Source organism: Arthrobacter sp. JDC6 (assembly GCF_056484025.1).
In genome coordinates this window covers 3,255,765-3,280,157 of sequence record NZ_CM151278.1, presented here as the reverse complement: position 1 = coordinate 3,280,157, position 24,393 = coordinate 3,255,765, and the positions used below count along the sequence as shown (strand labels likewise).

28 protein-coding genes are annotated in these 24,393 nt (G+C 66.7%); 17 read left to right on the top strand and 11 right to left on the bottom strand.

Annotation, left to right across the window (positions count from 1 at the left end):
* The first annotated feature begins 9 nt into the window (after positions 1-9).
* From ACV095_RS15175 to ACV095_RS15150, 6 genes are all read left to right on the top strand, one after another.
* Positions 10-549: a hypothetical protein gene (locus ACV095_RS15175; protein ID WP_478222183.1), complete on the top strand. Its 540-nt coding sequence runs from the start codon at positions 10-12 to the stop codon at positions 547-549.
* 10 nt (positions 550-559) lie between these two features.
* Positions 560-1,786 carry an Nramp family divalent metal transporter gene (locus tag ACV095_RS15170; RefSeq protein ID WP_478222182.1) on the top strand — a complete coding sequence of 409 codons (1,227 nt, stop codon included), beginning with the start codon at positions 560-562 and terminating at the stop codon, positions 1,784-1,786.
* On the top strand, positions 1,783-2,193 hold the full coding sequence (locus tag ACV095_RS15165) for a hypothetical protein (protein ID WP_134164599.1): 411 nt from the start codon (positions 1,783-1,785) through the stop codon (positions 2,191-2,193). Before ACV095_RS15170 ends, ACV095_RS15165 begins: the two co-directional genes overlap by 4 nt.
* Positions 2,180-2,527, top strand: a complete 348-nt coding sequence (locus ACV095_RS15160; protein WP_018770411.1) for a PRC-barrel domain-containing protein — start codon at positions 2,180-2,182, stop codon at positions 2,525-2,527. Before ACV095_RS15165 ends, ACV095_RS15160 begins: the two co-directional genes overlap by 14 nt.
* 201 nt (positions 2,528-2,728) lie before the next feature.
* Positions 2,729-2,932, top strand: a complete 204-nt coding sequence (locus ACV095_RS15155; protein ID WP_009372930.1) for a cold-shock protein — start codon at positions 2,729-2,731, stop codon at positions 2,930-2,932.
* Positions 2,933-3,371: 439 nt separating this feature from the next.
* Entirely contained in the window at positions 3,372-4,328 is a 957-nt protein-coding gene (locus ACV095_RS15150; RefSeq protein ID WP_134164598.1) for a plastocyanin/azurin family copper-binding protein, read from the top strand.
* Between the two features lie 57 nt (positions 4,329-4,385).
* Here ACV095_RS15150 and ACV095_RS15145 read toward each other — a convergent pair whose 3' ends face one another.
* A complete protein-coding gene (locus tag ACV095_RS15145; protein ID WP_478222181.1) occupies positions 4,386-5,120 on the bottom strand; it encodes a FadR/GntR family transcriptional regulator in 735 nt (244 codons plus the stop codon).
* 192 nt (positions 5,121-5,312) lie between these two features.
* Here ACV095_RS15145 and ACV095_RS15140 point away from each other — a divergent pair, with 192 nt between their 5' ends.
* The 3 genes from ACV095_RS15140 (at position 5,313) to ACV095_RS15130 (ending at position 8,242) form a co-directional block, all read left to right on the top strand.
* Positions 5,313-5,858, top strand: coding sequence for a gluconokinase (locus tag ACV095_RS15140; protein ID WP_056393373.1), 546 nt, complete (start codon positions 5,313-5,315; stop codon positions 5,856-5,858).
* 35 nt (positions 5,859-5,893) lie between these two features.
* Positions 5,894-7,297, top strand: coding sequence for a GntP family permease (locus ACV095_RS15135; RefSeq protein ID WP_018771829.1), 1,404 nt, complete (start codon positions 5,894-5,896; stop codon positions 7,295-7,297).
* Between the two features lie 114 nt (positions 7,298-7,411).
* Positions 7,412-8,242: an SDR family NAD(P)-dependent oxidoreductase gene (locus tag ACV095_RS15130; RefSeq protein ID WP_478222180.1), complete on the top strand. Its 831-nt coding sequence runs from the start codon at positions 7,412-7,414 to the stop codon at positions 8,240-8,242.
* Here the strand turns inward: ACV095_RS15130 and ACV095_RS15125 are convergent.
* Both ACV095_RS15125 and ACV095_RS15120 read right to left on the bottom strand, forming a co-directional pair.
* On the bottom strand, positions 8,239-9,003 hold the full coding sequence (locus tag ACV095_RS15125) for a hypothetical protein (protein ID WP_478222179.1): 765 nt from the start codon (positions 9,001-9,003) through the stop codon (positions 8,239-8,241). The genes ACV095_RS15130 and ACV095_RS15125 overlap by 4 nt on opposite strands.
* Positions 9,004-9,134: 131 nt before the next feature.
* The gene (locus ACV095_RS15120; RefSeq protein ID WP_478222178.1) at positions 9,135-10,544 is read right to left on the bottom strand and encodes an aminotransferase-like domain-containing protein; all 1,410 of its coding nucleotides are present in this window, start codon (positions 10,542-10,544) and stop codon (positions 9,135-9,137) included.
* Between ACV095_RS15120 and ACV095_RS15115 the strand changes: the two genes are divergently transcribed.
* Positions 10,543-11,469: a DMT family transporter gene (locus tag ACV095_RS15115; protein ID WP_056393382.1), complete on the top strand. Its 927-nt coding sequence runs from the start codon at positions 10,543-10,545 to the stop codon at positions 11,467-11,469. The two genes, ACV095_RS15120 and ACV095_RS15115, sit on opposite strands and share 2 nt — an antisense overlap.
* A gap of 19 nt (positions 11,470-11,488) precedes the next feature.
* The gene (locus ACV095_RS15110) at positions 11,489-12,112 is read left to right on the top strand and encodes an FMN-binding negative transcriptional regulator (RefSeq protein WP_478222177.1); all 624 of its coding nucleotides are present in this window, start codon (positions 11,489-11,491) and stop codon (positions 12,110-12,112) included.
* Positions 12,113-12,124: 12 nt separating this feature from the next.
* Here ACV095_RS15110 and rlmC read toward each other — a convergent pair whose 3' ends face one another.
* Positions 12,125-13,252 (bottom strand): 23S rRNA (uracil(747)-C(5))-methyltransferase RlmC, encoded by a 1,128-nt coding sequence (rlmC, locus tag ACV095_RS15105; protein WP_478222176.1) that lies wholly within the window; start codon positions 13,250-13,252, stop codon positions 12,125-12,127.
* 100 nt (positions 13,253-13,352) lie between these two features.
* A complete protein-coding gene (locus tag ACV095_RS15100) occupies positions 13,353-13,988 on the bottom strand; it encodes an HAD hydrolase-like protein (protein WP_478222175.1) in 636 nt (211 codons plus the stop codon).
* A 125-nt stretch (positions 13,989-14,113) separates the two neighbouring features.
* Here ACV095_RS15100 and ACV095_RS15095 point away from each other — a divergent pair, with 125 nt between their 5' ends.
* Entirely contained in the window at positions 14,114-14,629 is a 516-nt protein-coding gene (locus tag ACV095_RS15095) for an Lrp/AsnC family transcriptional regulator (RefSeq protein ID WP_478222174.1), read from the top strand.
* Here the strand turns inward: ACV095_RS15095 and ACV095_RS15090 are convergent.
* Positions 14,613-16,031 (bottom strand): aldehyde dehydrogenase family protein, encoded by a 1,419-nt coding sequence (locus tag ACV095_RS15090; RefSeq protein WP_478222173.1) that lies wholly within the window; start codon positions 16,029-16,031, stop codon positions 14,613-14,615. The two genes, ACV095_RS15095 and ACV095_RS15090, sit on opposite strands and share 17 nt — an antisense overlap.
* Positions 16,024-17,076, bottom strand: coding sequence for a homoserine dehydrogenase (locus tag ACV095_RS15085; RefSeq protein ID WP_478222172.1), 1,053 nt, complete (start codon positions 17,074-17,076; stop codon positions 16,024-16,026). Before ACV095_RS15085 ends, ACV095_RS15090 begins: the two co-directional genes overlap by 8 nt.
* A gap of 285 nt (positions 17,077-17,361) precedes the next feature.
* Between ACV095_RS15085 and ACV095_RS15080 the strand changes: the two genes are divergently transcribed.
* A complete protein-coding gene (locus ACV095_RS15080; RefSeq protein WP_478222171.1) occupies positions 17,362-18,807 on the top strand; it encodes an amino acid permease in 1,446 nt (481 codons plus the stop codon).
* Positions 18,808-18,959: 152 nt separating this feature from the next.
* Positions 18,960-19,733, top strand: a complete 774-nt coding sequence (locus ACV095_RS15075; RefSeq protein ID WP_018771816.1) for an IclR family transcriptional regulator — start codon at positions 18,960-18,962, stop codon at positions 19,731-19,733.
* Between the two features lie 7 nt (positions 19,734-19,740).
* Here ACV095_RS15075 and ACV095_RS15070 read toward each other — a convergent pair whose 3' ends face one another.
* From ACV095_RS15070 to ACV095_RS15060, 3 genes are read right to left on the bottom strand one after another with little or no spacing between them, the layout of a single operon-like run.
* Positions 19,741-20,517, bottom strand: a complete 777-nt coding sequence (locus tag ACV095_RS15070) for an IclR family transcriptional regulator (protein ID WP_478222170.1) — start codon at positions 20,515-20,517, stop codon at positions 19,741-19,743.
* Positions 20,518-20,547: 30 nt separating this feature from the next.
* On the bottom strand, positions 20,548-21,297 hold the full coding sequence (locus ACV095_RS15065) for a cyclase family protein (protein WP_056393397.1): 750 nt from the start codon (positions 21,295-21,297) through the stop codon (positions 20,548-20,550).
* Complete coding sequence (locus ACV095_RS15060) at positions 21,294-21,743, bottom strand: hypothetical protein (RefSeq protein WP_018771813.1); 450 nt, start codon at positions 21,741-21,743, stop codon at positions 21,294-21,296. The genes ACV095_RS15065 and ACV095_RS15060 overlap by 4 nt, the downstream gene beginning before the upstream one ends.
* Positions 21,744-21,860: 117 nt before the next feature.
* On the opposite strand from ACV095_RS15060, the gene mmuM reads away from it, so the two are divergent.
* Together mmuM and ACV095_RS15050 are read left to right on the top strand one after the other, a co-directional pair.
* Positions 21,861-22,805, top strand: coding sequence for a homocysteine S-methyltransferase (gene mmuM / locus ACV095_RS15055; RefSeq protein WP_478222169.1), 945 nt, complete (start codon positions 21,861-21,863; stop codon positions 22,803-22,805).
* 54 nt (positions 22,806-22,859) lie between these two features.
* Positions 22,860-23,210: a DUF3846 domain-containing protein gene (locus ACV095_RS15050; protein WP_018771811.1), complete on the top strand. Its 351-nt coding sequence runs from the start codon at positions 22,860-22,862 to the stop codon at positions 23,208-23,210.
* A 2-nt stretch (positions 23,211-23,212) separates the two neighbouring features.
* Here the strand turns inward: ACV095_RS15050 and ACV095_RS15045 are convergent, their stop codons facing one another.
* Positions 23,213-23,764 carry a dihydrofolate reductase family protein gene (locus tag ACV095_RS15045; RefSeq protein WP_018771810.1) on the bottom strand — a complete coding sequence of 184 codons (552 nt, stop codon included), beginning with the start codon at positions 23,762-23,764 and terminating at the stop codon, positions 23,213-23,215.
* 222 nt (positions 23,765-23,986) lie between these two features.
* On the opposite strand from ACV095_RS15045, the gene ACV095_RS15040 reads away from it, so the two are divergent.
* Positions 23,987-24,391: a hypothetical protein gene (locus ACV095_RS15040; RefSeq protein ID WP_144600522.1), complete on the top strand. Its 405-nt coding sequence runs from the start codon at positions 23,987-23,989 to the stop codon at positions 24,389-24,391.
* Positions 24,392-24,393: the final 2 nt, after the last annotated feature.

The window sequence follows — 24,393 nt, the reverse complement described above, 5'->3', positions numbered from 1 at the left end:
CCAGGTCGCATGGATCCGGAATTGTCCCGGGGGCTGGAGGCAACGGTGCTGAACACGCCGGCCTCCGCCCCGGCTGCAGGAATCCGGTGCCGCCCGGCCAACCGTCCCGCCACCGCACCCCGGCTCGCGTTCGTTGCCCTCGCCGCGCTCGCCCTCCTCACCGGCTGCAGCGGCGGCACCAGCCAGTCGGTGTCCACCGCCGTGAAGGACAGCTCCTCCGCGGTGGCCACAGCCCGGATCGCCCTCCGGCAGGATATGGACGGCAAGCTGACCCGCGCCGCCACCTCCACCGCCCTCGACGATGAGCTAAAAGAAGTCCAGGGGAGCCGGAACACCGTCCTCAACCTCTCGCCGGCAACGCAGGAGGACCGCGACACCCAGAAGCAGGCACTGGACGTGCTGGACCACTGCGCCGCGGGGTTCGCCGTGGCGCGCGCCGCCCTGGCAGGGAACGACGGCGGCGCCCCCTCCCTCGCGGACGGTGACAAGGCGCTCGCGGACGCGCAGGACGCCCTGAAGCAGCTCGAAGGCAAGGTGGGGTCACAATGAGGGCGGAACCGTGAAGCGGCTCCTCGGCGTCGCGCTCGGGATCCTCACCGCCATCGGCGGGTTCGTGGACATCGGGGACCTGGTGACCAACGCCGTTGTCGGTTCCCGCTTCGGCCTGTCGCTGGTGTGGGTGGTGGCCGTCGGCGTACTGGGCATCTGCCTCTTCGCCAACATGTCCGGCCGGGTGGCGGCCGCATCCGGCCGCGCCACGTTCGAAGTGATCCGCGAACGCCTGGGGCCCCGGGCCGGGCTGGCCAACCTCTCGGCGTCGTTCCTAATCAACCTCATGACGGTCACGGCGGAGATCGGCGGCGTGGCCCTGGCCCTGCAATTGGCCAGCAGTGTGTATTACCTGTTGTGGATTCCCGTGGCCGCGGTGGCAGTGTGGCTGGTGATCTGGCGGGTGCGGTTCTCCATCATGGAGAACGTCACGGGCCTGCTGGGGCTGACGCTGATTGTCTTTGCGGTGGCGCTGTTCCTGCTCAAGCCGGACTGGGGTGCGCTCGCCGGGCAGCTGGCGCCGGCCGTGCCGGAGCAGGAAACGGTATGGACCTACAGCTACTACGCGATCGCGCTGTTCGGCGCTGCCATGACCCCCTATGAGGTCTTCTTCTTCTCCTCCGGGGCCGTCGAGGAAGGCTGGACCGTGAAGGACCTGCTGCAGGAGCGCACCAACGTCCTGGTCGGCTTCCCGCTGGGCGGCCTGCTGTCCGTGGCGATCGCCGGGTGCGCCGCCGTCGTCCTCCTGCCCGCCGGTATTTCGGTGACGTCGCTGTCCCAGGTGGTCCTGCCCGTGGCGGAGGGTGCCGGGAAGGTCGGGCTGGCGTTTGTGCTGGTGGGCATTGTGGCCGCCACGTTCGGCGCCGCCCTGGAGACCACCCTCTCGTCCGGATACACCCTGGCCCAGTTTTTTGGCTGGTCCTGGGGGAAGTTCCACCGGCCGGCGGAGGCCGCGCGGTTCCACCTGTCGATGATGGTGTGCCTCCTGGTGGGCATGGCCGTCCTGGCCACCGGCGTGGACCCGGTGCTGGTGACCGAATACTCGGTGGTGTTCTCCGCCATCGCCCTGCCGCTTACGTACCTGCCGGTCCTCATCGTGGCCAATGATCCCCAGTACATGGGCGAGCATGTGAACGGGCGGGCCGTGAACGTGCTGGGAATGGTTTACCTGGTGATCATCCTGGTGGCCTCGCTTGCCGCCATCCCGCTCATGATTGTGACAGGAGCCGGCTCATGACATCGCCATCCGGTCCTTTGCCGCCGGTTCCGCGCGTAAGCGGCCGCATCCTGGACGCGCAACTGCACCTCATGGACCGGCAGGTCCTGGACCACGACGGCGTCCCGGTCACCACCGTGGACGACCTTGAGGTGGGCGGGCCTGATTTGGACGTGGAGATTCCGGCGGGGACAGCACCGCCGGCCATCACCGCCCTGCTGACCGGCGCGGTCCTGGGCACGCGGATCTTTGGCGGCAGGCCGCCGTCGTCCCGGCTGATCCGCATCCCGTGGAAGGACGTGGCGGAAGTGGGTGTGGTGGTGCGCCTTGGCGTGAGCGGGGAGGCGCTGGACGCCAGCTGGGTGGAACGGTGGGTGCGGGACAAGATCATTGCGCGGATACCGGGAGGCCGCCATGATCCTCGGTGACCTGCTGGGCACACCGGTCCACGATGCCGACGGCGGACGGCTGGGCCGCGTTGCCGACGCCCGTTTCGTGCTGGACGGAGCCCCGCACCAGCTGATGGCGGAGCCGCGGCTGCTGGGGCTGGTGGTCAGCCCGCACAGTGTCGCATCGTTCCTGGGCTACGAGCGGAACGGCCTCACCCGGCCCTGGCTGCTGGCCCGGATCCTCCGGTGGCGGCACCGCGGCTCGTTTTTGGTGCTGTGGGAGGACATATCGATGGTGGGGCCTCACTCAGTCCGGCTCCGGCCGGGATACACCCGCTACAGCACGGCGTTGGAAGGCGGCGGCCAGGTTTAGCGGCGCCCAACAGGTGCGGGATTAGGTGTGGGCGGAAACTCCTGTAGTGTTGAGACTGTTGTTGTGTTTATGCAGTTGGTAGTTCAGGCAGTACGCGCGGTCGAAAGTCCGTGTTCTTCTGAAGTAGCGGTTTTTGAACACCCCACGCCGGAGGGCCCGAAAGTCGGGATTTTCCCTCCACCTTCACGAAGGACAAAAATAATGGCTACTGGTACCGTCAAATGGTTTAACGCTGAAAAGGGCTTCGGCTTCATTTCCCCGGACGACTCCTCGCAGGACGTTTTCGCGCACTACTCCGCGATCAACTCCAACGGCTTCCGCTCCCTCGAAGAGAACCAGAAGGTTTCCTTCGACACCGAGCAGGGCCCCAAGGGTCCCCAGGCCACCAACATCCAGGCTCTCTAATTCCTTAGAGTTCCGGGACCGTTAGGTTTCCAAGCAGGGCCTGCCGTTTATCGGCAGGCCCTGCTTTTTGTTTAACCCGTGTGTGCCAGTTCCCCGGGTTGGGCCTGCCCCAGGGCTGAGCGTTGGGCGGGCATCTTCCTTGGAAGAACGGTCTCGACAAATGTGAATTGCAGGAGCACTCTTGTACTGCGCACGCCTCTGACGTGCGGAACCAGCGCCTTGGCTGGGAAGAGAATTGAACCTGCGCGGCACCAGTTGGGGTGGTGCATATCCGGCCCCGATCACCGGCCGGCACTGGCTGCCCGCGCTCCCCGGCATCGGCAGCCGGCACCTTCACTCCGAAAAAACAGTGGCCGGTTGGGCCAGTCATGCAATGGGTTTGAATCGGCCGCAGCTGCAAATCGGCATTTAACAGATCGCCGTTCAAGAAAGCATCGCCATGAAGCACTATCGGGGAATCAAACCGAGATCCAACAAGCTGGCATTGATTGTGGCATTCGCTGTCGCATTGCTCGCCTCCCTGGCTGCAGCCGGCCCCGCGTCAGCCGACGGAGGGGGCCACCGGACCTGGCAGGTACAGGTGGGCTCTGAGTCCAGCGACCAGGAGATCCAGGGGATGGCCTTCCTTCCCTCAGAGATCTACATCAATGAGCGGGACACCATCACCTGGCAGGCAAACTCCGCAGAAATACATACCGTGACGTTCCTGGCGGCAGGCCAGTCGCTGCAGCCGTTCAATCCGTTCAGCGACGATGAGCTGCAGAAGCGCGGAAAGGATTATTACGACGGAAAGTCGTACTACAACTCCGGCATCCTGGCCAACGTGGACGTCCCTGGCTTCCCGGATGCGAGGAGTTACACCCTGTCCTTCCCCCGGGAAGGAAACTTCACCTACTACTGCCTGGTCCACGGCACGATGATGAAGGGGACCGTGCACGTGCGCGACCGGGGCACCGACTACCCGTACAGCCAGGCTGACTACGACAAGGCATCACGGGCGCAGGAGCGGGCCATCCTCCGGGACGGGCACCAACTGGACGCATCCCTGGCACAGGAGGCATCCAACCACAAGGTGATGGCAGGCGGTGACGACGGCGTGGCCATGGTCATGCGGTTCGTGCGGCCCACCGTGACGGTGCACGTGGGCGAGACGGTGGAGTTCGTCAATGATGGCATGGGCGCACCCCACACGGTCACCTTCGGCACTGAACCGGCGAACATTTTCGCCCCGTCCGGCGACCCGGAGCATTTCACCGGCGGCGACCTTAGTTCGGGCATCATCCCGCCCGGTGGCGGCACATTCGAAGTAACGTTCAAGTCCAAAGGAACGTTCGAGTACATCTGCGCACTCCATGACTACATGGGCATGGTGGGCAAGGTGAGAGTGGTCGACTAACGCCGGCTACACGGTCCGGCCGGGGCGGTTGCCCCGGCCGGACCTGCGTTTTCCGGGTCAGTGCAGCCCCATGGCCTCCCGCACCTCATCGAGGATGTGGTGCATGGCCCGTTCAGCCTCCGCCGTGTCACCGCCGGCCACGGCTGAGGCCACGTCCTCGTGCGCCTTCAGCGCCTCGTTCCTCGGCTTGAACGGCATGAGCCCCTGCCGGGTCCGGCTGGTCAGGACCTCTGCGATCATTCCTTCCAGCGCACGGAACATTTCATTGCCGCAGCTTCGCAGCAGCAGCTGGTGGAAGGCGATGTCGGCGGCCAGGAAGGCCTGAAGATCACCAGCCTCGCCCAGCTTGCGGAGGTCAGCGGCCAGGGCCACGAGCTGGGCACGTTCGGCTGCGCTGGCCCGGCGTGCCGCCCCAGCGGCCGCGATGGGTTCGACGGCGATGCGCAGCTCGGTCAGGCTGCTGTACTGCAGGTCCCGCCGGTCCGAGGCCAGCCGCCAGCGCACCAGGTTGGGGTCAAACACATTCCACAGGGACGGTTCCTGCACCACGATGCCCACGCGACGCCGCGAATAGACCAGGTTCATCGATTCCAGGACCTTCATGGTGTCCCGGGCAACGGTCCGGGAGATGCCGTAGTCGTGCTGCAGCCCTTCAAGGGTGAGGCGGGTGCCCGGGGCCAGCTTCCCGGAGGCTATGGCTACCCCCACTGCCTCAATAACCCGGCCGTGCGTGGCTGGGGCAGGCCCGCCGTCGTGCACTTCATCGCCGTCCTGGACTGTCGCCGTCGACATTCTTTTCCCCGTTCCCTTACGCGCCGGTGCGCCCCTCAAGAATAGCCCCCTAACCGCCAAAGGTATGACTTGTGACACGAATAGATAGTATCTATTGCTCAAAAAGGTGCTACCTTATCGCTTGGTCCGATGAACACCGGACCCGCAGCGAGCTTCTTCGAAAGCCAAAGACGTCTTCTCCGGAGGTATGACATGCAGTATCCAGCCACGCACCTGGTGGTCATGGGCGTTGCCGGTTCCGGCAAATCCACCCTTGCGGCCGCCCTGTCCCAGCAGCTGGGATGGGCCTGCGCCGAAGCAGATGAGTTCCATCCAGAAGCGAACATCACCAAGATGAGCCAGGGGATTCCGCTCCAGGACGAGGACCGCTGGCCCTGGCTCGATGAGATCCGCAGCTGGATGACCGCGCAGGCCGCCGCCGGCAAGAGCACCGTCCTCACCTGCTCCGCGCTCAAGCGCGGCTACCGGGAGCTGCTCGCCGGCGCCGAAGGCCGTGTCATCTTCCTCCACCTCGACGGCGGCGCGGACCTGATCAGCCAGCGGATGCAGGGCCGGGTGGGCCACTTCATGCCGCCCGCCCTGCTGCCCAGCCAGCTGGCCACCCTTGAACCGCTCAGCCAGGAAGAGCTCGACGCCGGCAGCCTCCGCCTCGATATCTCGCACTCACCCGAAGAGCTGGTCGCCGCCGTCGTCCGGGCCCTGAACCTCCCCGCCGGCCAGGCGCCCAAAGCGTCCTGACCCCGTAGTCCCCAACCCTGTTTCAAAGGAGAACCATGACCATCGAAGGATGGACCCAGACGATGGGTGCAGGCCCCCTGCTGCTCATCGCCGCGGCGGCAATTCTTGTGCTGCTGTTCCTCATCATCCGGCTGAAGATGCACGCGCTGGTGGCACTGATCCTCATCAGCCTCGCCACCGCCTTCGCCACCGGAATCCCCGCCAACCAGGTGGTTCCGGTCCTGATCAACGGCTTCGGCACCACCCTGGGTACCGTGGCACTGCTCGTCGGCCTCGGCGCCATGCTCGGCCGCATCGTGGAAACCAGCGGCGGCGCCAAAGTCCTGGCCGATTACCTGATCGGCGTCTTTGGCGAGAAACGGGCACCGTTCGCCCTGGGCCTGGCCTCCCTGATCTTCGGCTTCCCCATCTTCTTCGACGCCGGCCTGGTGGTCATGCTGCCCGTCGTCTTCGCCGTAGCCCACCGACTTGGCGGCGGCGTGCTGCGGTATGGACTTCCGGCCGCCGGCGCGTTCTCGGTCATGCACATCTTCCTGCCGCCGCACCCGGGGCCGGTCTCGGCCGCTGCATTCTTTGACGCCAACATCGGCCTGGTGCTGATCGCCGGCCTCATCACCGCCATTCCCACCTGGTACGTCACGGCCTACCTGTATGGCCTCTGGACCGGCAAGAAGCTGGTCCTGCCCGTGCCGGAAATCCTGGGCCACGCCAGCGCGGAGGCCGAGTCCCACCCGCCCCGGTTCCGCACCATCATTGGCCTGCTGCTCCTGCCACTGGTCCTGATCTTCCTCAACACCGGCCTGAACACCCTGGCCTCCTCCGGTGTGCTGTCCGACGCCGTGAAGAAGGAACAGTGGTTCCAGCTCCTTCGCACCGTGGGTGAAACGCCGGTGGCGCTGCTGATCGCCGTGCTGGTGGCCATGTATGTCCTCGGAGCCCGCCGCGGAACCCACGCCGGTGCCCTGGAGAAGCTGCTTGAGTCCTCGCTGGGCCCGGTCTGCTCTGTCATCCTTATTACCGGCGCCGGCGGCATGTTCGGCGGCGTCCTGCGCACCTCGGGCATCGGCGCGGCGCTGGCTTCTGTCCTGGGCAACCTGGGCATCCCGCTGATCCTGGCCGGCTTCCTCATCTCCGCCATCCTGCGCATCGCCCAGGGTTCGGCCACCGTCGCATTGACCACCACCGCGGGCCTCATCGCCCCGGCAGTGGCCACCGCGGGGCTGACGGGCATGCAGGTGGCGGCGCTGGTCATCGCCGTGGCTGCGGGCTCAGTGGTGGTCTCACACGTCAACGACTCCGGCTTCTGGCTGGTTGGCCGCTTCTTCGGCATGGACGTCAAGACCACCCTGAAGACCTGGACCGTGATGGAAACGCTGATCGGCGTGATGGGCTTCGCCGTCGCCGCGGTCATCTTCATGGTGGCCGGTATAGGGGGCTAAAGGCCACGCAGGGTTTGGCGGCGGGGCGGCCGGTGGGAACACCGGCCGCCCCGCCGTCGTTGTTCCCCATGGCGTGCATTCCATGCGCGCCACCCGCCAACCGAAGGACACCCCTTGACTCCTCGCACCATCGTGATCACCGGCGCCAGCGACGGCATCGGCGCTGCGGCCGCCCGGACACTGGCAAAGGCGGGGGAGCAGGTGGTCGTCGTCGGCCGTTCCGCTGAAAAGACCCGCGCCCTGGCGGAGGAGATTGGTGCAGAATTTTACCTCGCCGACTTCGCCGACCTTTCGCAGGTCCGGACCCTGGCCACGGAACTTGAGGAAAAGTACCCCCGCATTGACGTCCTGGCGAACAACGCCGGCGGCATGATGGGCAAGCGAACGCTCACGGTGGACGGGAACGAACTGACGTTCCAGGTCAACCACCTGGCGCCGTTCCTGCTCACCACCCTGCTGATGGACACGCTGGCGGCCAGCAACGCGAAGATCATCAACACCGCCAGCGCCGCAAACTACTCGGGAAAGATGGACCTCTTCGACCTCAAGGCCGAGCAGGGGTACCGCACCTACCGCGCCTACGGGACGGGCAAGCTCGCCAACATCCTCTTCACGTCCGAGCTGCACCGCCGCTTCCATGACCGGGGAATCACGACGGCGGCGTTCCACCCCGGCGTTGTCCGCACCAACTTCGCGGCAGATTCCACCAGCCCCTTCCGGCATGCCTACAAGACCCTGCTGAACCGCTTCATGCTCAGCCCGGACCAGGGTGCCGACACCATGCTGTGGCTCATCAACGGCACCCCCGGCACGGACTGGATCTCCGGGGCCTACTACGCCAAGCGCGCCCTGGCCAAGGCCAACCCGCAGGCCTACGACGCCGAACTGGCGCGCGGGCTGTGGGACAAGAGTGATGAGCTGGTCAAGGCCTTCGTCCAGCCCTAACGCTCACAGGCAACGCCGTCGTGGTCGGCGTCCAGCCCGTAGATGTCCCTGCCAATAACCTGGAGGGGGCCACTGACGTAGGCCGGTCCGTTGCCGCTTCCGCCGGCGCAGTCCACGTCCGAGGCAATGGGGACGCACCCTGAGTAGTTCGGGTCGCAGCCGGGATTGGTGCCCGGAACGGCCGGGGCAACAGGGGCCGGAGGCGCAACGGGAGCGGGCGGCGCTGCCGCCTTCGCGGCTGCTTCGGCGGCGGCCTTTGCTGCCGCAGCATCCTGCGCCGCCTTCGCCTCGGCGGCCTGCCGGGCGGCAGCTTCTGCGGCGGCCTTGTCGGCAGCGGCTTTGTCAGCTGCCGCCTTCTCGGCGGCTGCCTTTTCCGCCGCGGCCTGGTCGGCGGCCGCCTTCGCTGCGGCAGCGGCTGCCAGCTTCTCCGTGACGCGCTTGGACTCCGCGGCTTCCAGCCACACCAGCCTGCCCGACCCGTCCTTGGTACAGACGTAGGTGGTGCCGGCCGAAACCTGCTGCCCGTTTGCGGCGGTGCACGGCGTACCGGCAATGGGCGTTGCGGTGGCGGATTCGCTGGCGGGTCCGGCAGCGGCGCTCAGGGAGGCCTGGGGTGCACCGCACCCGGTCAGCAGAAGCACGACGGCGGCGGCCCCGGCGCCCAGTACCTTGTGCGGGCCCTTCCGCCCGGCGGCTCCTGGGGTCAGCGCGGGTTCCCGACGGCGGGTGCGGGGCGCGGAAAAGCGTTGGACGGCAGGCATGGTTCCCCCAAGTGCGTGTGCTGGATGCGATGTGCACGGCCAGCGTAGCTACGCCGGGATGGCCGGAACGGTTTAAGCGCAAATCTTGATGTATTCCTGCACCAACCTTGAAGCTCCCGGTTGTGCGGAGGTCAGCCCTGCCTGGCCAGCGCCCCACCGATCAGCCGCGCACCCTCCGGGTAGGCGCCCGGATTCGGACCCGAGTAGTTGAGCCGGATGAAGGCTCCGGCGGGTTCGGCCGGGAACCACTCCGTTCCGGCGGCTATGATCACGCCGGCATCCTCGCAGTCCCGCACCAGGCGCGGCAGATCCGTGGCGTCGGGCAGGCGCAGCCACAGGTTCAGGCCGCCCTTCGGCAGGACATCGAGGTGCGCCTGGGGGAGGTGCTCCCGGATGCTGGTGGCCAGCAGGTCGCGGCGTGACTGGAGCTGCTGCCGGAGGCTCCGCAGGTGGGTCTGCCACCCGGGTTGCGTCACCACGTCCAGCGCGGCGGCCTGCAGGAGCCCGCTGACGTACATCGACTCGGCGGCGCGCTGGCCCAGGATGCGTTCGCGCGCCGGTCCCCGGACGATCACGGCAGCAATCCGGATGGCGGTGGACACGCTCTTGGTCAGGGACCTGATGTACACCACGTGCCCGGAATCATCGCGGGTTGCCAGCGGAACGGGGTCGGAGGTGATGCCGAAATCGTGTGCCCAGTCGTCCTCCACCAGGAACGCGCCGTGCCGGCGGGCCACGTCCAGGATCTCGTCGCCGCGCCCTGCCGCCCACTGCCCGCCCGTGGGATTCGAATAGTTGGGCTGCACGTAGAACGCCCGCGCCCCGGTCTCGGCAAAGGCGCGGTCCACGTCCGCGGGATCCGGCCCGTCCGGGCCGGTGGGCACCGGAACCACCCGCACCCCGGTCTGCGCGGCGGCAAGGATGGCGCCCCAGTACGACGGCGACTCCATCAGCAGCGGCTGTCCCGCGCCCACCAGCGCACGGAAGATGGAGCTGAGCCCGCTCTGGCTTCCGGGCAGCACAACCACATCATTCGGGGTGGGGGGCGTGATTCCCACCGGGGTGGCCGACCCCAGTTCCTGCGCGAACCATTGCTGCAGCTCCGGCATGCCCGCCGCCGGCGGCCGCGACAGTGCGGCGTCGCCCCGGGCAGCCCGGGCCAGCGCGGCGCGGACCAGCCGTTCCGGCAGCAGTTCGCGGTCCGGGTAGCCGGAATGGAACCAGATGGCATCGCCGGGAACGTTGCGCATGGTGCCCGACGACGACGGCAGCGGGGACGACGGCGACCGCAGCGCAGCCGTCTGCCAGCCATAGTCGGACGGACGGGCGGTGCGCACGGCACGCACGAACGTTCCAACGCCGGGCCGGCTTTCAATCAGCCCCTGGGCGGTCAGCGCCTGCAGCGCCTTCTGCACTGTCACCGGGCTGGCCTGGTACTCGGCAACGAGCTGCCGGGTGGACGGCAGCCGGGCCCCCGGACCCGCGCCGCCGACCCATTGCCGGAGTGCCGCAACGATCCGCGAACTGCTATCGTTATTCATGAAAGAACATAGTAGCGCTACTGTCCTGAATCGCCCAGTGATATCGCCGCGAAAGGCCACCGGAATCTGGTGGGGCCTGCTCGGCGTGGCGGCCTTCTCCTTCACCGTTCCGTTCACCCGCGTGGCCGTGGCAGGCATCCCGCCGCTGCTCATCGGTTCCGGCCGGGCCGTCGTGGCCGCTGCCCTCGCCATCGCAGCACTTGCCATCACCCGCCAGCGGCTGCCCCCGCCCCGCACCTGGCTGCGCCTGTCGCTCGTGGCGGGCGGCGTCGTCGTCGGCTTTCCGCTGCTGACGTCCTATGCCCTCACTGCCGTACCGGCGGGACATGGAGCCGTGGTCATCGCCCTCCTGCCGGCCGCCACCGCAACGGTGGCGGTCCTGCGCGCCGCTGAGCGGCCCCCGGCCGCCTTCTGGGTGGTGATGGCGCTCGGCTCGCTGGCAGCCATCTCCTTCGCCTTCCTCCAGTCAGGCGGCGTGGGGCACCTGCACTGGGCGGACCTCCTGCTGCTCGGCGCCGTGGCCTGCGCCGCGGTGGGGTACGCGGAGGGCGGCCTGCTGGCGCGCACGCTGGGCTCGTGGCAGACCATCGCCTGGGCGCTGGTCCTTGCCGCGCCGGCCATGCTGGTCCTCGCCGTAGTTTCAGTCCTGGACCAGCCGCCGTCGGCCACACCCGTCCAGTGGGCTGCCTTCGCCTACCTCGCCGTGGTCAGCATGTTCCTTGGCTTCTTCGCCTGGTACCGGGGGCTGGCCATTGGCCCCATGGCGCAGGTGAGCCAGATCCAGCTGCTCCAGCCCGTCCTCAGCATCGGCTGGGCCGCGCTGCTGCTGGGGGAGGCGCTCACCTGGACCACCCTGATCGGCGCCCTCGCCGTGATCCTCTGTGCCGCTGCGGCCGTCCGCGTCCGGCTCAAACCGGCCCCCTGAACTGCTGAAAGGACTTCCCATGTACATTCCCGCCCACTTTGCTGCCGGCCCCGATGCCGTCCGGCACCTCCTCACGACTCCCGGCGCCGCCAACCTGGTGACCATGACGGACCACGGCCTGCTGGCAACACTGCTGCCCTTCGCCTTCAACCCGGCGGTGGGGGAGCGCGGCGCGCTGCAGGCCCACATGGCGCGCACCAACCCGCAGTGGTCCACCGCGCCGGCCGGAGAGGCGCTGGCCATCATCCAGGGCCCCGACGACTACATCTCGCCGTCGTGGTACGCCGCCAAGGCCGAGCACGGGCGCGTGGTCCCCACTTGGAACTACAGCACCGCGCACGTGTACGGCGAGCTGGTTTTCCATGACGACGCCGGCTGGCTGGCATGGCATGTCCGGCACCTGACCGGACTGCACGAGGACGGCCGGGCAGACCCCTGGGCCGTGGACGACGCGCCGGAGAAGTTCATTGCCGGGCAACTGCGGGCGATCGTGGGCGTAGAGCTGGTGATCAGCCGGATCGAGGCGAAGGAAAAACTGAGCCAGAACCGCTCCGACACCGATGCTGAAGGAGTGGCAGCGGGTCTCCGGGCCGGGGGGCGTGAAGCCGGCGCGGCCGCCGTCGAACGCGCGCGCCGGATCTGACGCCTATGGGCCCTAAGCCGCCCGTTCCAGCAGCACCATCACCTCGTAGTGCGTGGTCTGCGGGAACATGTCCAGGACGCGGGCACGCCGGGCGGTGAACGACGGGAGCGCGGCCAGGTCCCGGGCCAGCGACTGCGCGTTGCAGCTGGAGTACACGACGTGCTGCACGTCCGAGGCTTCCAGCCAGCCGCAGAGCTCCTTGCCGATGCCGCGCCGGGGCGGGTTCACGATCACCAGGTCCGGCGACTGCTTGCTGGCCAGGGCAAACGCGGTGGCGTCCCCGGCCTGGAACTCCATCCCCTTCAGGCCTGCCTCGTCACTGCTGAGGCGGGCGGACACGATCGCTTCGCTGCTGGTTTCAATGCCCGTGACGGTGCGGGCCGGTGCGGCGCTGTGCAGGGCGAACCCGCCCACGCCGCAGTACAGGTCCCACACCGAGGCCGGCGCCAGTTCGTTGACCCACTCGCGTCCCTGGCGGTACAGGGCCGCGGCCATCTCACTGTTGGTCTGGAAGAAGCTTTGCGGGCGGAGGTGCAGGTTGATGTCGTTGACCCGCATGTTCAGGGTGGACTGGCTGGTCAGCAGGATCTCCCGGTCGCCTTCCAGCACGGCCTTGTGTTCCGGGTGCACGTTGACCGAGACCACCTTCACCTGCGGCAGGGCGGCCAGGAGGTCCGGGAGGTGCTTCCGGATGCGCGGCACCACCTGGTCCGAGCGCAGGACCAGCCGGAGCATGACCTCGCCGTCCGGGGATTCGGTGAGGATGACGTGCTTGAGTTCACCGGTCCGGCGGGGAACGTCATAGGGCGTCAGACGGACCCGGCGGATGAAATTCGCCAGCACGGGGAAACAGGCGAGCAGGCCGGGTGAGCAGACGCCGCACTTGCGCAGGTCCACGCCATGCCCATCGGCGTCCAGGATCCCGATGGTGGGATTCTGCGCGGTCCCGCCGATCACCATCTTGGCCTTGTTGCGGAAGCCGGACTCCTGGCTGGCCACCGGCGGCAGCCATTCGAGTTCGGTGTGACCGGACAGGAGGGTCTGGCAGTGCAGCTGTTTGCCGGCCAGCTGCTCACCGTAGGGCACGCCCATGTGGGTGCAGGAGCGGCAGGTACCGGCATCAAAGTAGGAACAGCGCATGACCGGACAAGTTTACCCGGTTGCCTTCCCCGCCACGACGTGCAGGTCCGACGCCGGCACTTGGGGAAGTGCCGGCGTCGTACCTTTCAGGGCTGTACCGTCAGGGCAGCGCAACCGGCAGCACCTCATCCGGGAAGGGCGCAACGAAGGCGGCTCCTGCTTCTTCCCCTGCAGAGCCGTAGCCCCAACCGGCGAAGACGGTGGGAATACCGTGGACGGCTGCCCCGGCCACGTCGTAGCTGCGGTCACCCACCATGAGCGGGGCAGAGACATCCACCTTGGCTGCCCTCAGCCTGTCCAGCACTTCGGCAATGACATCTGCCTTGCTCCACCTGGCTTCCTGGTCCGATGCGCCGCAGACGGCGGAGAAGTAATGGTCAATCCCAAACAGGCGGGCCATCCGGAGCGCCTGGTCTTCGGCCTTCGAGGTGGCAACCGCCATGGGTACGCCCGCACGATGGAGCTGTTCCAGCAGTTCCCTGATCCCGGTGTACGGAACGGACTGGTGTGCACCGTGATCCGCGTAAGCCTTCCGGTAATGCCGCAGCGCCAGCCGGGCAAGGACCTCATCGTGTCCCAGGTGCTCGCGGAAGGACTCAAGCATGGGCGGCCCCACCAGCCGGACCAGGTCCCCGGCCGGTGGCACAGCGGCCCCCACGGCGGCAAGCGCCCGGGCGGCGCTCGCCGTCACGCCTGCCGCCGAATCCAGCAGCGTCCCGTCCATGTCCAACAGCACGCAGCTGAAGGCTCTCCGCTGACTCTGCAGCGGCTGCTGCCGAAGTATCATCTCTGTGTGCTTTCGTTCTGGAGCCGGGCCGACTCGTGTCTGCTGTTGTGAAGTCATGCGGTGAAGGGTGAAACATGGATCGGGCGAGTCTTGACCGGATCGACCAGGGCATCCTGGCGGAGCTGACCCGCAATGCCCGGGTCAGCCACGCGGAGCTGGCTGCAAAGGTGATGCTGTCCCGCAATGCGGTCCGGCAACGCATCGACAGGATGGAACGGCAGGGTTACATCCAGGGCTACACCGTGGTGACCGGCGCCCCGGGGCACGGCACAGTCTCTGCTTTCCTGATGGTCTACCGGAAGGACAGGGTGCGCGGATCGGACGTCATCGCCGTGCTGCAATCGATCCCGGAGGTGGTCCTGTGCGATGTGGTCAGCGGCGACTTCGACCTGCTGGTGCGGGTGGAAGCACGGTCGCTTGAACGCATCCAGGAGATCTGGGAGCAGATAGCGGCCACGCCCGGCGTGACGGACACCGTGACGGCGATGACCCTTTCCAACTACATCCGGCGGGATGCGGCAGCGAAGCCGGCCCAGCCGGGAAACGCTCTCGGCCAGGCTCCGCTTCCGGTGATCAGCCCTGGCGCTTGACGCACACCACTTTCGGCTGGGTCATCTCCTCATAGGCGAACCGGACCCCTTCGCGGCCCAGGCCGCCATACTTGGATCCCCCGAACGGCATGCCGTCGAAGCGGTAGTCCGATGAGTCGTTGACCATGACGCCGCCTGCGTCGATGCGGCCCGCGGCGTCCAGGGCCGTGTCCAGCGAGCCGGTGAAGATCCCGGCGTGAAGGCTGAAGTCGATGGCGTTGGCGGTCCCCACGGCTTCGTCGAAGGTTGTGAAGGGTTGCAGCATTACGACCGGCCCGAACACCTCCTCCGTCCACAGCCTGCTGCCGGTGGGCACTCTCTCCAGGACCGTCGGATGCAGCACGTTGTTTACCCTGGTGTTGCCGGCGAGGACCACGGCGCCGGAGGCAACCGCCGCCTCAATCTTGGCCTGGAGCTGATCCACGGCGGCGGGACTGATCATGGGACCGACGTCGGTGGCTTCCTCGGCGGGGTCGCCCGCCACCAGCCGTGACGTCTCCTGCAGGAAGCGCCGACGGAACTCGTGGTAGCGGGAGGCGGCCACGAGGATGCGCTGAACCCCCACACAGTTCTGTCCGGCTGCCCAGAAGGCTCCGGAGACGCAGGCTGAAACGGCAGCATCCACGTCGGCGTCATCCATGACGATGACCGGGGCGTTCCCGCCAAGGTCCATGGACAGCTTCTTCAGGCCTGCGGTCCTGGCAATGGCCTCGCCGGCCGTGAATCCGCCGGTGAAGGACACCATGCGGACCTCCCGGCTCCGCACGATCGCCTCCGCCACGTCCGTGTCCCCGTGGACCACTGTGAGGACGCCGGCAGGCAGGCCAGCTTGGGCGAAGACTTCGGCAAGCAGTTGCGCGGACAGGGGCGTCAGCGCGGACGGCTTGAGGATGACGGCGTTGCCTCCGGCGATTGCCGGGCCCACCTTGTGTGCCACCAGATTAAGGGGGTCGTTGTACGGGGTGATGGCCGCAATGATGCCCAGCGGTTCCCGTGCGTACCACCCCATGCGGTCCTCGGAGCCTTCATAGGAGTCAAAGGGAATGATCTCGCCGGCGTTCCGGCGCGCCTCCGCGGCGGACAGGCGCAGGGTGTTGACTGCCCGCAGCACCTCCTTTCGTGCCTGGCGGATGGTTTTGCCGCTCTCGGCTGTGATGGTCTGGGCGAATTCCGCGTGGCGCGCGTCGATTAGTGCGGCAGCCGCGTCCAGCAGCTTCCCCCGGGCATGGCGGGACAATGCGCGTGCCTGCGCCGCCCCGGACCTGGCAGCCCGGATAATCGCGTCCACGGACTCCGCCGTGGTCAGGGCCACGGCTCCCACCACCCGGCCGTCGTAGGGGCTGAGCACCTCCCGGATCGCGGCCGTTGCGTGATCCAGCGGTGCAAGGGTTGATTCACGCATCTGCAGCCACCTGGTTCCGTGCGGCGTGCATGGCGATGATGTCGGACAGCAGGGCGTACGCTGTCTCCACCCGCCCGGCCCCGGGTCCGGACACCGTCACCGGGCCGAGGAGATCGGTGTTGAACGACACTGCATTGTTGGCACCCGAAACCCCGGCGAGGCCGTGGGCCAGGGGGAGCGCCACGGGGGCAACTCCGGCACTGATGCTTCCATCCAGGTTCCGCCGCGCGGAGCCCACCAGTTTCCACCGCCGCCCCTCGTTCCTGGCGCGCCTGATGTCCTCGGGCGACAGCGTTGACATCCCTTGGCGCTGCACGTCCGCCAGCGTGATGTCCGCCCCCAGCAGCTCATTGGCCAGGATCAGGACTTTCAGTTGGACGTCGTGGCCCTCGATGTCGGCCGTGGGATCTGCCTCTGCGTACCCCCGGCTCTGGGCTTCGAGGACCGATTCCTCAAAGCTGAGGCCCTCTTCCATCCTGCCCAGGACATAGTTGCTGGTGCCATTGAGGATGCCCTCGAAGCCATTGAGCGCCAGTCCGGGGAACAGTTGTTTGGCCAAACGGATGACGGGTGTCCCGCTCATCACCGCGCCCTCGAATTCGAAATGCAGCCCTTTAAGCTTCGCGAGCCGGCTCAACTCCTGGCCATGCAGGGCGACCGGACCCTTGTTGGTGGTGCAGACACTCTTTCCCGACTCCAGCGCCCAGCGAACGTGTGAAGCCGCAGGCTCGCCGTCTGCACGGTTGGTGAACGTTGCTTCGCAAATGATCCCTGCGGAGCAGGTCCGGATCACGCGCTCGTTGTCCGGGTCCGCTGACCCGCCGTACGCTGCAAATGTCGCGACGGCGGGATCCAGGCCCAAGGCCATGTCAAGATCGATCCCCCCGTCCTGGACCAGGGAACCCAGCCCAAGGTCCGTAATGGCAACCACCCGCAGGTCAAAGCCGAGGGTGCGGCCAAGCGCATCCCCTCTGGTGGCAATCAGTTCGGCCAGGGTCCGGTTGACGCCGCCGAACCCGATCAGCGCGATGTCGTAGGTGGTCATTGCTACTCCCTTGAGGTGGTTGTTGTTGCTCCCATCCTGTGCCCACCCGGTGTCCGTTGAGGCATGTCCAAACGCTCCGCCGGGGAGGCGAAACGACCATCTGAAGGGCAAATCGACATACGGAGTAACAGCAATAAACGTGCAACATTCGCATTTGAATATGATTTTGATGACTAAAAATGCCAGTTTGTGTTACTTTCGTCACTGTCGACGCGCTTAAAGCTTTCATGGACCGGCACCCGAACCGCGGCCGTCCTTCCGACCATCCCCCACTGGAGGCACCACTTGGAATCTTCGACCCCCCTCACCCTCAAGCCGGAGCCGGACGCACCGCCGTCAACGGAATCAGGGCTCCGCCGCTCCATGGGGCCCCGGCACCTTGTCATGATCGCCATGGGCGGCGTGATTGGTTCCGGACTGTTCCTCAGCTCGGGTTACACCATTTCCCAGGCCGGCCCGCTTGGTGCCGTTCTCGCCTACCTCGTCGGTGCCTTCGTGGTTTACCTGGTCATGGCCTGCTTGGGGGAGCTCGCCATCGCCTACCCCGTCTCCGGTGCGTTCCATATCTATGCTTCCCGGTCCATTGGTCCCGCCACGGGATTCGCCACCGCCTGGCTCTACTGGCTGTGCTGGGCGGTCGCCATCGGATCGGAGTTCACAGCCTCGGGCCTGCTGATGCAGCGCTGGTTCCCGGGCGTTGATGTCTGGGTCTGGTGCCTGATCTTCGCCGCAACGTTGTTCGGCCTCAACGCCGTGTCATCCAAGTTCTTCGGTGAGTCGGAATTCTGGTTCGCCATCATCAAAGTGGGCGCCATCATCGGGCTCATCGTCCTGGGCGGGGCAGCCCTCCTGGGCTTCCACCCGCTTAGCGCATCGGGCAACCATCCCTTCCTGTTCGAAAACTTCAACCCCGAGGGAGGGCTGTTTCCCAACGGTTTCACCGGCGTTCTGGTGACGGCGCTCGCAGTCTTCTATGCCTTCTCAGGCTCTGAACTGATCGGCGTCGCCGCAGGGGAGACGAAGGATCCCGCCACCAGCATTCCCAAAGCGATGCGCAGTACGGTCATCCGCCTCCTGGTGTTCTTCGTCGGAGCCATCGCCGTCATCGCCGCCACGATCCCGTACCAGGAAGTTGGGCTCGACGAAAGCCCGTTCGTGACGGTGTTCACGGCGACGGGTGTTCCCTTTGCCGCCGATCTGATGAACTTCGTCATCATCACGGCGCTGCTGTCTGCAGGCAACAGTGGCCTGTTCTCGTGCGCCAGGATGCTGTACTCCCTGGCCGACGAAGGCCACGCACCCCGGGCGCTTAAGAAGCTGACTAAGCGCGGCATTCCCATGACCGCGCTCTCGGTGAGCATGCTCGGAGGGCTGGCCTCACTCATCAGCAGCGTGGTTGCTCCGGAAACCGTGTACCTGGTGCTGGTATCGGTAGCGGGCTTCGCAGTGGTGGGAGTCTGGATGTCCATCACCGCCTCGCATTTCTTCCACCGGCGGTCTTTTGTCCGGAACGGCGGGGACGTGTCCACCTTGTCCTACCGCGCGCCGCTCTTCCCACTGGTGCCGGTCCTGGCATTCACTCTCTGCACAGTCTCCCTGGTCGGCATCGCTTTCGATCCGGCCCAAGTGGCGGCGCTGTACTTTGGGATTCCTTTCGTCGCCGCCTGCTACGGTTACTTCCACATCAGGTACGGGCGCCGGGCCGCAGCCGAAAAGACGGCGCAGGGCTGAACCGTTTCCATGGCCTGGCGCGGACGGCCGAACGTCCGCGCCAGGCCATCGCCGTGCCCGGGACTGCGTTGCTTCCGGCTGATTGGTGTTTCCCGTTGGGCGGTGCCGCAACGTGTGAGGATAGGCTGGTTGCCGGTCGGAAGGAGCAGCAGGTGGATAACTCCCCGGAGGCGGCGTCGCTGGCGCAGGGATTGCGGATAGTGCGCCTGGTCATTGACCGGGAAAAGACGGGGAAGCAGCTTATGGGTGTCTCCCAGTTGGCCGCCGAGCTGGACATGGACCAAAGCCGCGTCTCCCGTTTGACCCAGGAGCTTTGTGAGCTTGGCCTGCTGGAGCGCCGCGAACGCGGCCCGTTCCGCGTAGGGACGGGCTTCTTCGGCCTTGCCGCCACCCTCAATACGGGGTGGATCCGGCATGCGGCGGCGGAACTGGAGGCGCTGGTGGCCACTACCGGGCTGCGCGCCCGGGTCTCGGTCCGCGACGGCTACAGGGTCATCCTGCTCCTGGCGTCCAGCAACGATTCGCAGGCGGGCAGCTTCGTCCAGCCCGGCATGGTGACGCCTGTGTGGTGTACCGGATCGGGCAGGGCGCTGTTGTGGGACCATAAGCGGCGCGGGTTTGAAGCTTTGCTTTCCGACGTGAACTTTGTCGGCGTCGGTGGTCCCGGCGCCCCGCATTCCAGCGCGGAGGCCTGGGAACTCATGGCCAAAGACAAGCCCCATGGTTTCGTTGTCGCCACCGAGGAATTCGAACACGGCATCGTGGAGGTGGCCGTGCCTGTCCGGGATCCGGGCGGTGGGATCGTCGCTTCGCTGAGTGTGCTGGGCGGGCAGCCGGACGTTGGACCCCGCGCAGGGGAATTGGCGGATGTGCTCGCGGAGGCCGCGGCAAGGCTCGGTTCGGTCCATCCCGGGCCGGAGGGGTAGGCGGCCCTTAGGGGTTGCTGTCCGGAGACCGCCATCCCAGCATGCCTTCCAGCCAGCGGCCCTGGCGGACGAGCGCTTCGGCGTGCCGGGACCGGCTGGGTTCAAGGCGGCCCTTCAGGCCCACCACCTGCAGGGCCGCCACCACGTCGCCCCTGAAATCCCTGATGGGTACGGCCAGTGAGTAGAGCCCGGGCTCCGCTTCCTCGTCGACGATGGAGTAGCCGCGGACCCGTGCGTCCCTGAGCCGTGCCAGGAAATCCTCGACGTCCGCGGGGGTGTTCGGGCCGTGCTGCTGGAACTGGACGCCCGCGAAGATTTTGCGGACCTCATCGTCCGGAGTCTCCCACAAAAGTGCCTGCCCGGCGTCGCTGCAGTAGGCAGGGTAGGGCCGGCCCAGCCACGAGCCCACCAGCCGGCTGCTCGCCGGGACGCTTTCGCCCACCGTTACGGTGCTCCTGCCGCTGAGGACCCCCAGGAAGCACCCCTCATCAGTCTCCCTCGAAAGGCGTTCCAGGGCGGCGGTCCCGTCGGTTGCCAGCCGGCGCCGGGTCAGCAGGAGGGCGTCGGTCAGGACGCTCCAGTCCAGGGCGAAGGTGCGTTCGGGGGTTCTCCACAGGAAACCTTCCTGTTCAGCTGTCCGCAGGCTTCTGGAAACCTGGCTTCGGTCCCTGCCCAGGTCCGCAGCGATCTCTGCAACCGTGCCGCCGGGGAGGCCACGCAGGTGGCGTTCCCCGGCCGCCAGGACGGCCATGACGCCACGTCCCATGCTTGAAGTCCTCGACATGGTCCGAGTCTAGAGGACCGTCGGCCCGGGTCAGGAGATGGCGAAGACGCGGGCGGGGAAGCCGCTCCCTTCGGAGGGTTTGGCCCAGCTGGCCACGATTGCGGCACCCGATTCAGGGAGGCCGGACAAATCAGCCATCAGTTCTATCTGCCAGCGGTCCTTCGCCAGGATGTAGGTTTCCAGGCTAAAGTCCCCCTGCGAGGTTGCCAGCCCCGGATCGGTGTCCGTTTGCTCGTGCCCGATGGCCGAAACCCAGCGTTCCTCCACCAGGAAGGACAGCACCTCACGGGACCACCCGGGAGTGTGGCTGACTCCGTCCGCATCCTTGTTGGCCATGGCATCTCCGTCCGGCCACCGTGAGCTCCAGCCGGTCCTCAGGGCAACGAAGCATCCAGCCGGGATTCTTCCGTTCCGGTCTTCCCATCCGTGCACATCCTGCAGGGTGGGGGTTGCATCCGGATCCCGTTCCACCCGCCGGGTGATGTCCAGGACCACAAGGGGAAGAATCATGTCCTGGACTGGAATCCGGTCAAGGGTGCGTCCACCCCGGATGAAGTGGGAAGGCGGATCCACATGCGTGCCCCACTGGCCAACGATCGAATACCGGTGGGCCGTAAACCCGTCGCCCCTTTCAAGGTCGAAAAGAGCCTCCCGGGTTTCGTCCGGAAAGGCGGCGAAACGGGGCTGGCCTGGATGGAAGGCATGGGTGAGGTCCGTGAACGTCCTGCCTGCCAGGGCGGACTGAAGCGCGGGCCAGGCGGCAGTGGTGGTGAGTGTCATGATGCTGCCGCCGCCGAGGGGGTTTTACGGTGCAGCCCACCGGCCACGCTCACGGGACCGGTCACCTCGATGACAGGCAGTTCCCACGGGTGGATGGCCACCAGTTCCTGCATAACCCGTTCCAGGACGGCCTCGTCCAGGGTGGCATCAAAATAGGTGGTGAAGACGAACGTGGGGGAGAGGGTCTGCTCGCCCACCCTGCCAAGCGTGGGCGACGCCCCTTCGCCGCACGAGAATCCTTCGAATCCGATGCCGGATTCGAAGACGTGCTTGTAGTTCCCGAAATCACCGAGGTCCGGGTAATGCCCAACGGTGTGCAGGAGTTCTGCCAGCCCCGGATCCTGCTGGACGGCGTTGGCGTCTCCGGCGGCTATCCGGCCGAAGGTTTCCGCACTGATGGGCCAGTGGACCCGTAGCTTGCGGACACTGTTCAGGTGCACACTCACGAATATTCCTCCTGTAATGGTCGTTGCTGCAGTCATCGTGGCACACAGTGATATGCATTACAAGCATGGAAACTTGCCTATAATGAACAAGACAGCCAACAATCGACCGGAGGTGCGATGCCTAGCCGCCGTTCCCTGTCCACCCTGCTTGACGCCGGCGCAGGCCTCGTAGCTGACGGCGCCCTGGCCACTGAACTGGAGGCCCGCGGCTGCGATTTGAACGACGCACTGTGGTCCGCCAAGGTCCTCCTGGAGCAGCCCGAGCTGATCAGGGACGTGCACCGGGACTACTTCGCCGCCGGCGCGAACATCGCCACCACCGCCAGCTACCAGGCCACGCCCCGGGGGTTTGCGGCGCGGGGGATGGGCGAACGGGAAGCCCTGGAGCTCGTTGCGCTGTCCGCCCGGTTGGCGGATGAAGCGCGGCGGCAGCATCTGGAGGACCACCCGGACGCCGGGCCGCTGCTGGTCGCCGGTTCCGTGGGTCCCTACGGTGCCTACCTTGCGGACGGCTCGGAGTACCGGGGGGACTACGCCCTCACCGCAGAAGAGTTCCAGGACTTCCACGCCCCCCGCATCGCCGCGCTGGTGGACGCCGGCGTGGACCTCCTGGCCTTGGAAACGCTGCCTTCCTTCGCTGAGGCCGAAGCCCTCCTGGCACTCAGCCGGGAACACGGCGTCGACACCTGGTTCTCCTTTTCCCTGCGCGACGGCGGGCACATCAGCGACGGAACCCCGCTCGCCGACGTGGCCCGGCTCCTTGACGGACAACCCCACGTCGCCGCCGTGGGTGTGAACTGCGTCCCGCTCAACCTGGTCGCTCCCGCGCTCGCAGCACTGGGCCTGCACACGGACAAGCCGCTGCTGGCCTATCCCAATTCGGGGGAGACCTACCATCCCGTGACAAAGACGTGGAGCCAGGACCGGGCGGCTTCCGGCAGCGGTGCTCCCTCCAGCCTCGGCACAGGTGCCCCTGGGTGGCGGCAGCTTGGTGCCCGCATCGTGGGCGGCTGCTGCCGGACCACGCCCGCCGACATCGCAGCGTTGGCCGGGAAGGCGTAGTTACCGGGAACACTGCCGTCTCCACGGGTGTTAAAACCTAAGGAGAAATGAACGATGAACAACAGAACTTACACAGCACTTGTCGTACCGGCGGGCAATTCCGAGCCGATGCGCATCGAGCAGGTGCCGGCAGACCTGCAGGCCTTGGAAGCCCTGGTGGGCGGGCCGCTGGAGTCGGTGATCCGCGGCGACTGGCATGTCTACCTCAACGCCGAAAGCGTCACCATGCTCCTGCCGGTCAACTTCCGCGCCGGGCAGCTGATGCACGAATGCGGCCTGGACCTTGACGGGATCCGTGGCACCGCGGTCTTCCTCGGCCGCGGCGAGCACGGGGCCGAAGCGGACATCCCGGACCACTTGTCCCGGCTTGCGGAGGAGCTTTTCGGGGCCCCGCTGGCCGCGTAGGCTTAGTCCCCGCGGACCCCGTAGGTGCTCAGCACGTTGCCCTTGCTGGTGGTGGACTGGTCAAGCAACACCAGCCGGGTCAGCGGGTCACCGTCCTGGAACAGCCTGCGGCCGCTGCCGGCAATGACCGGGTGCGTCATCAGCTGCAGCGAGTCCAGCAGTCCGGCGAACAGCAGCTGCCGCACCACCGAGATGCTCCCGCACACGGCGATCTCGCCGCCGTCGCGGTCCTTCAAGGCGGCAACGAACTCCTCAAGCGGAGCGTCCATCAACTGAGAGTTCTGCCATTCCAGCTGCCCGGTCAGGGTGCGTGACGCAACGAACTTTTCCACCGGGTTGATGAACGCGGCAAAGTCCTGGTCTGCCGAGGCGGTGGGCCAGTAACCAGCCCACTCCTGGTAGCTGACGCGGCCCAGGACCACGGTATCCACGGTGTTCATCATCTTGGTCAGGCCCGCGCCGAGTTCGTCGTCGAAGCTGTCGAACTGGAACTTGAAGGGTTCGGACACCACCCCGTCCACGGAGTGGAACAGGCCGGCAGTGACTTTGCGCATGGGAACCTCCAGTTTTCGAGCGGACAGGCATTACGGTATGCGCCCAGGGCCTTTCCGGGAAGGGCGCCGGACCTTATTTTGGCCCGGGAATTCGGACGACGGCGGATGGTTACGTTAGCTTGATCACTCGCCGTGTCGTCTTGCACGGTTTCGCGCCGGCCGGGCCCCATACTTGTTTTTGAGCGGCTTTCGCCGTCCCCCCGGCCAGGCAGGAGGAAGTGCATGGAAACCCTGAAAAAAGTCGTGACCAACCAGTATTTTCCTGCCGGCGCTGTCCTGACGGCCGTAGTGCTGTTCTGGGTTGTTGGCATGCTGGGCGGACTGTCCCTGCTCAACAACAACCAGCCACCGCTCACCACCCTGACCTGGATGCTGTTCGTCTACGCGGCAGCTGTGCTGACCCCCCTCGCGGGCCTGCTGGCCGCCGTCGACCTGGTCCGCCGCTGGCGCCGCAACCGCGCCGCCGCACCCGGTGTGCACGCTGAACCTGCTGCTTCCGCAACGGCCAGGGCGCCGTACGCTGGCCGGCCGGCAGAAACACCCGCCCATGCGGCAGCCGTTGCTGAGCAGCGGCCGTCCGGTCAGAAGGCCCCGCAGAAGAAGTCTGGCGGGAAAAAGGCAGCATAGCG

Excerpts from the sequence above, each read along its gene's own strand:
- ACV095_RS15115 (WP_056393382.1), top strand. The coding sequence starts at position 10,543 with ATGAAAGAACATAGTAGCGCTACTGTCCTGAATCGCCCAGTGATATCG.
- ACV095_RS15040 (WP_144600522.1), top strand. The coding sequence starts at position 23,987 with ATGGAAACCCTGAAAAAAGTCGTGACCAACCAGTATTTTCCTGCCGGC.
- mmuM (WP_478222169.1), top strand. The coding sequence starts at position 21,861 with ATGCCTAGCCGCCGTTCCCTGTCCACCCTGCTTGACGCCGGCGCAGGC.
- ACV095_RS15070 (WP_478222170.1), bottom strand. The coding sequence starts at position 20,517 with ATGTCGAGGACTTCAAGCATGGGACGTGGCGTCATGGCCGTCCTGGCG.
- ACV095_RS15110 (WP_478222177.1), top strand. The coding sequence starts at position 11,489 with ATGTACATTCCCGCCCACTTTGCTGCCGGCCCCGATGCCGTCCGGCAC.
- ACV095_RS15090 (WP_478222173.1), bottom strand. The coding sequence starts at position 16,031 with ATGCGTGAATCAACCCTTGCACCGCTGGATCACGCAACGGCCGCGATC.
- ACV095_RS15155 (WP_009372930.1), top strand. The coding sequence starts at position 2,729 with ATGGCTACTGGTACCGTCAAATGGTTTAACGCTGAAAAGGGCTTCGGC.
- ACV095_RS15160 (WP_018770411.1), top strand. The coding sequence starts at position 2,180 with ATGATCCTCGGTGACCTGCTGGGCACACCGGTCCACGATGCCGACGGC.
- ACV095_RS15165 (WP_134164599.1), top strand. The coding sequence starts at position 1,783 with ATGACATCGCCATCCGGTCCTTTGCCGCCGGTTCCGCGCGTAAGCGGC.
- ACV095_RS15050 (WP_018771811.1), top strand. The coding sequence starts at position 22,860 with ATGAACAACAGAACTTACACAGCACTTGTCGTACCGGCGGGCAATTCC.
- ACV095_RS15135 (WP_018771829.1), top strand. The coding sequence starts at position 5,894 with ATGACCATCGAAGGATGGACCCAGACGATGGGTGCAGGCCCCCTGCTG.
- ACV095_RS15085 (WP_478222172.1), bottom strand. The coding sequence starts at position 17,076 with ATGACCACCTACGACATCGCGCTGATCGGGTTCGGCGGCGTCAACCGG.
- rlmC (WP_478222176.1), bottom strand. The coding sequence starts at position 13,252 with ATGCGCTGTTCCTACTTTGATGCCGGTACCTGCCGCTCCTGCACCCAC.
- ACV095_RS15095 (WP_478222174.1), top strand. The coding sequence starts at position 14,114 with ATGGATCGGGCGAGTCTTGACCGGATCGACCAGGGCATCCTGGCGGAG.
- ACV095_RS15140 (WP_056393373.1), top strand. The coding sequence starts at position 5,313 with ATGCAGTATCCAGCCACGCACCTGGTGGTCATGGGCGTTGCCGGTTCC.
- ACV095_RS15065 (WP_056393397.1), bottom strand. The coding sequence starts at position 21,297 with ATGACACTCACCACCACTGCCGCCTGGCCCGCGCTTCAGTCCGCCCTG.
- ACV095_RS15125 (WP_478222179.1), bottom strand. The coding sequence starts at position 9,003 with ATGCCTGCCGTCCAACGCTTTTCCGCGCCCCGCACCCGCCGTCGGGAA.
- ACV095_RS15145 (WP_478222181.1), bottom strand. The coding sequence starts at position 5,120 with ATGTCGACGGCGACAGTCCAGGACGGCGATGAAGTGCACGACGGCGGG.
- ACV095_RS15175 (WP_478222183.1), top strand. The coding sequence starts at position 10 with ATGGATCCGGAATTGTCCCGGGGGCTGGAGGCAACGGTGCTGAACACG.
- ACV095_RS15045 (WP_018771810.1), bottom strand. The coding sequence starts at position 23,764 with ATGCGCAAAGTCACTGCCGGCCTGTTCCACTCCGTGGACGGGGTGGTG.
- ACV095_RS15120 (WP_478222178.1), bottom strand. The coding sequence starts at position 10,544 with ATGAATAACGATAGCAGTTCGCGGATCGTTGCGGCACTCCGGCAATGG.
- ACV095_RS15150 (WP_134164598.1), top strand. The coding sequence starts at position 3,372 with ATGAAGCACTATCGGGGAATCAAACCGAGATCCAACAAGCTGGCATTG.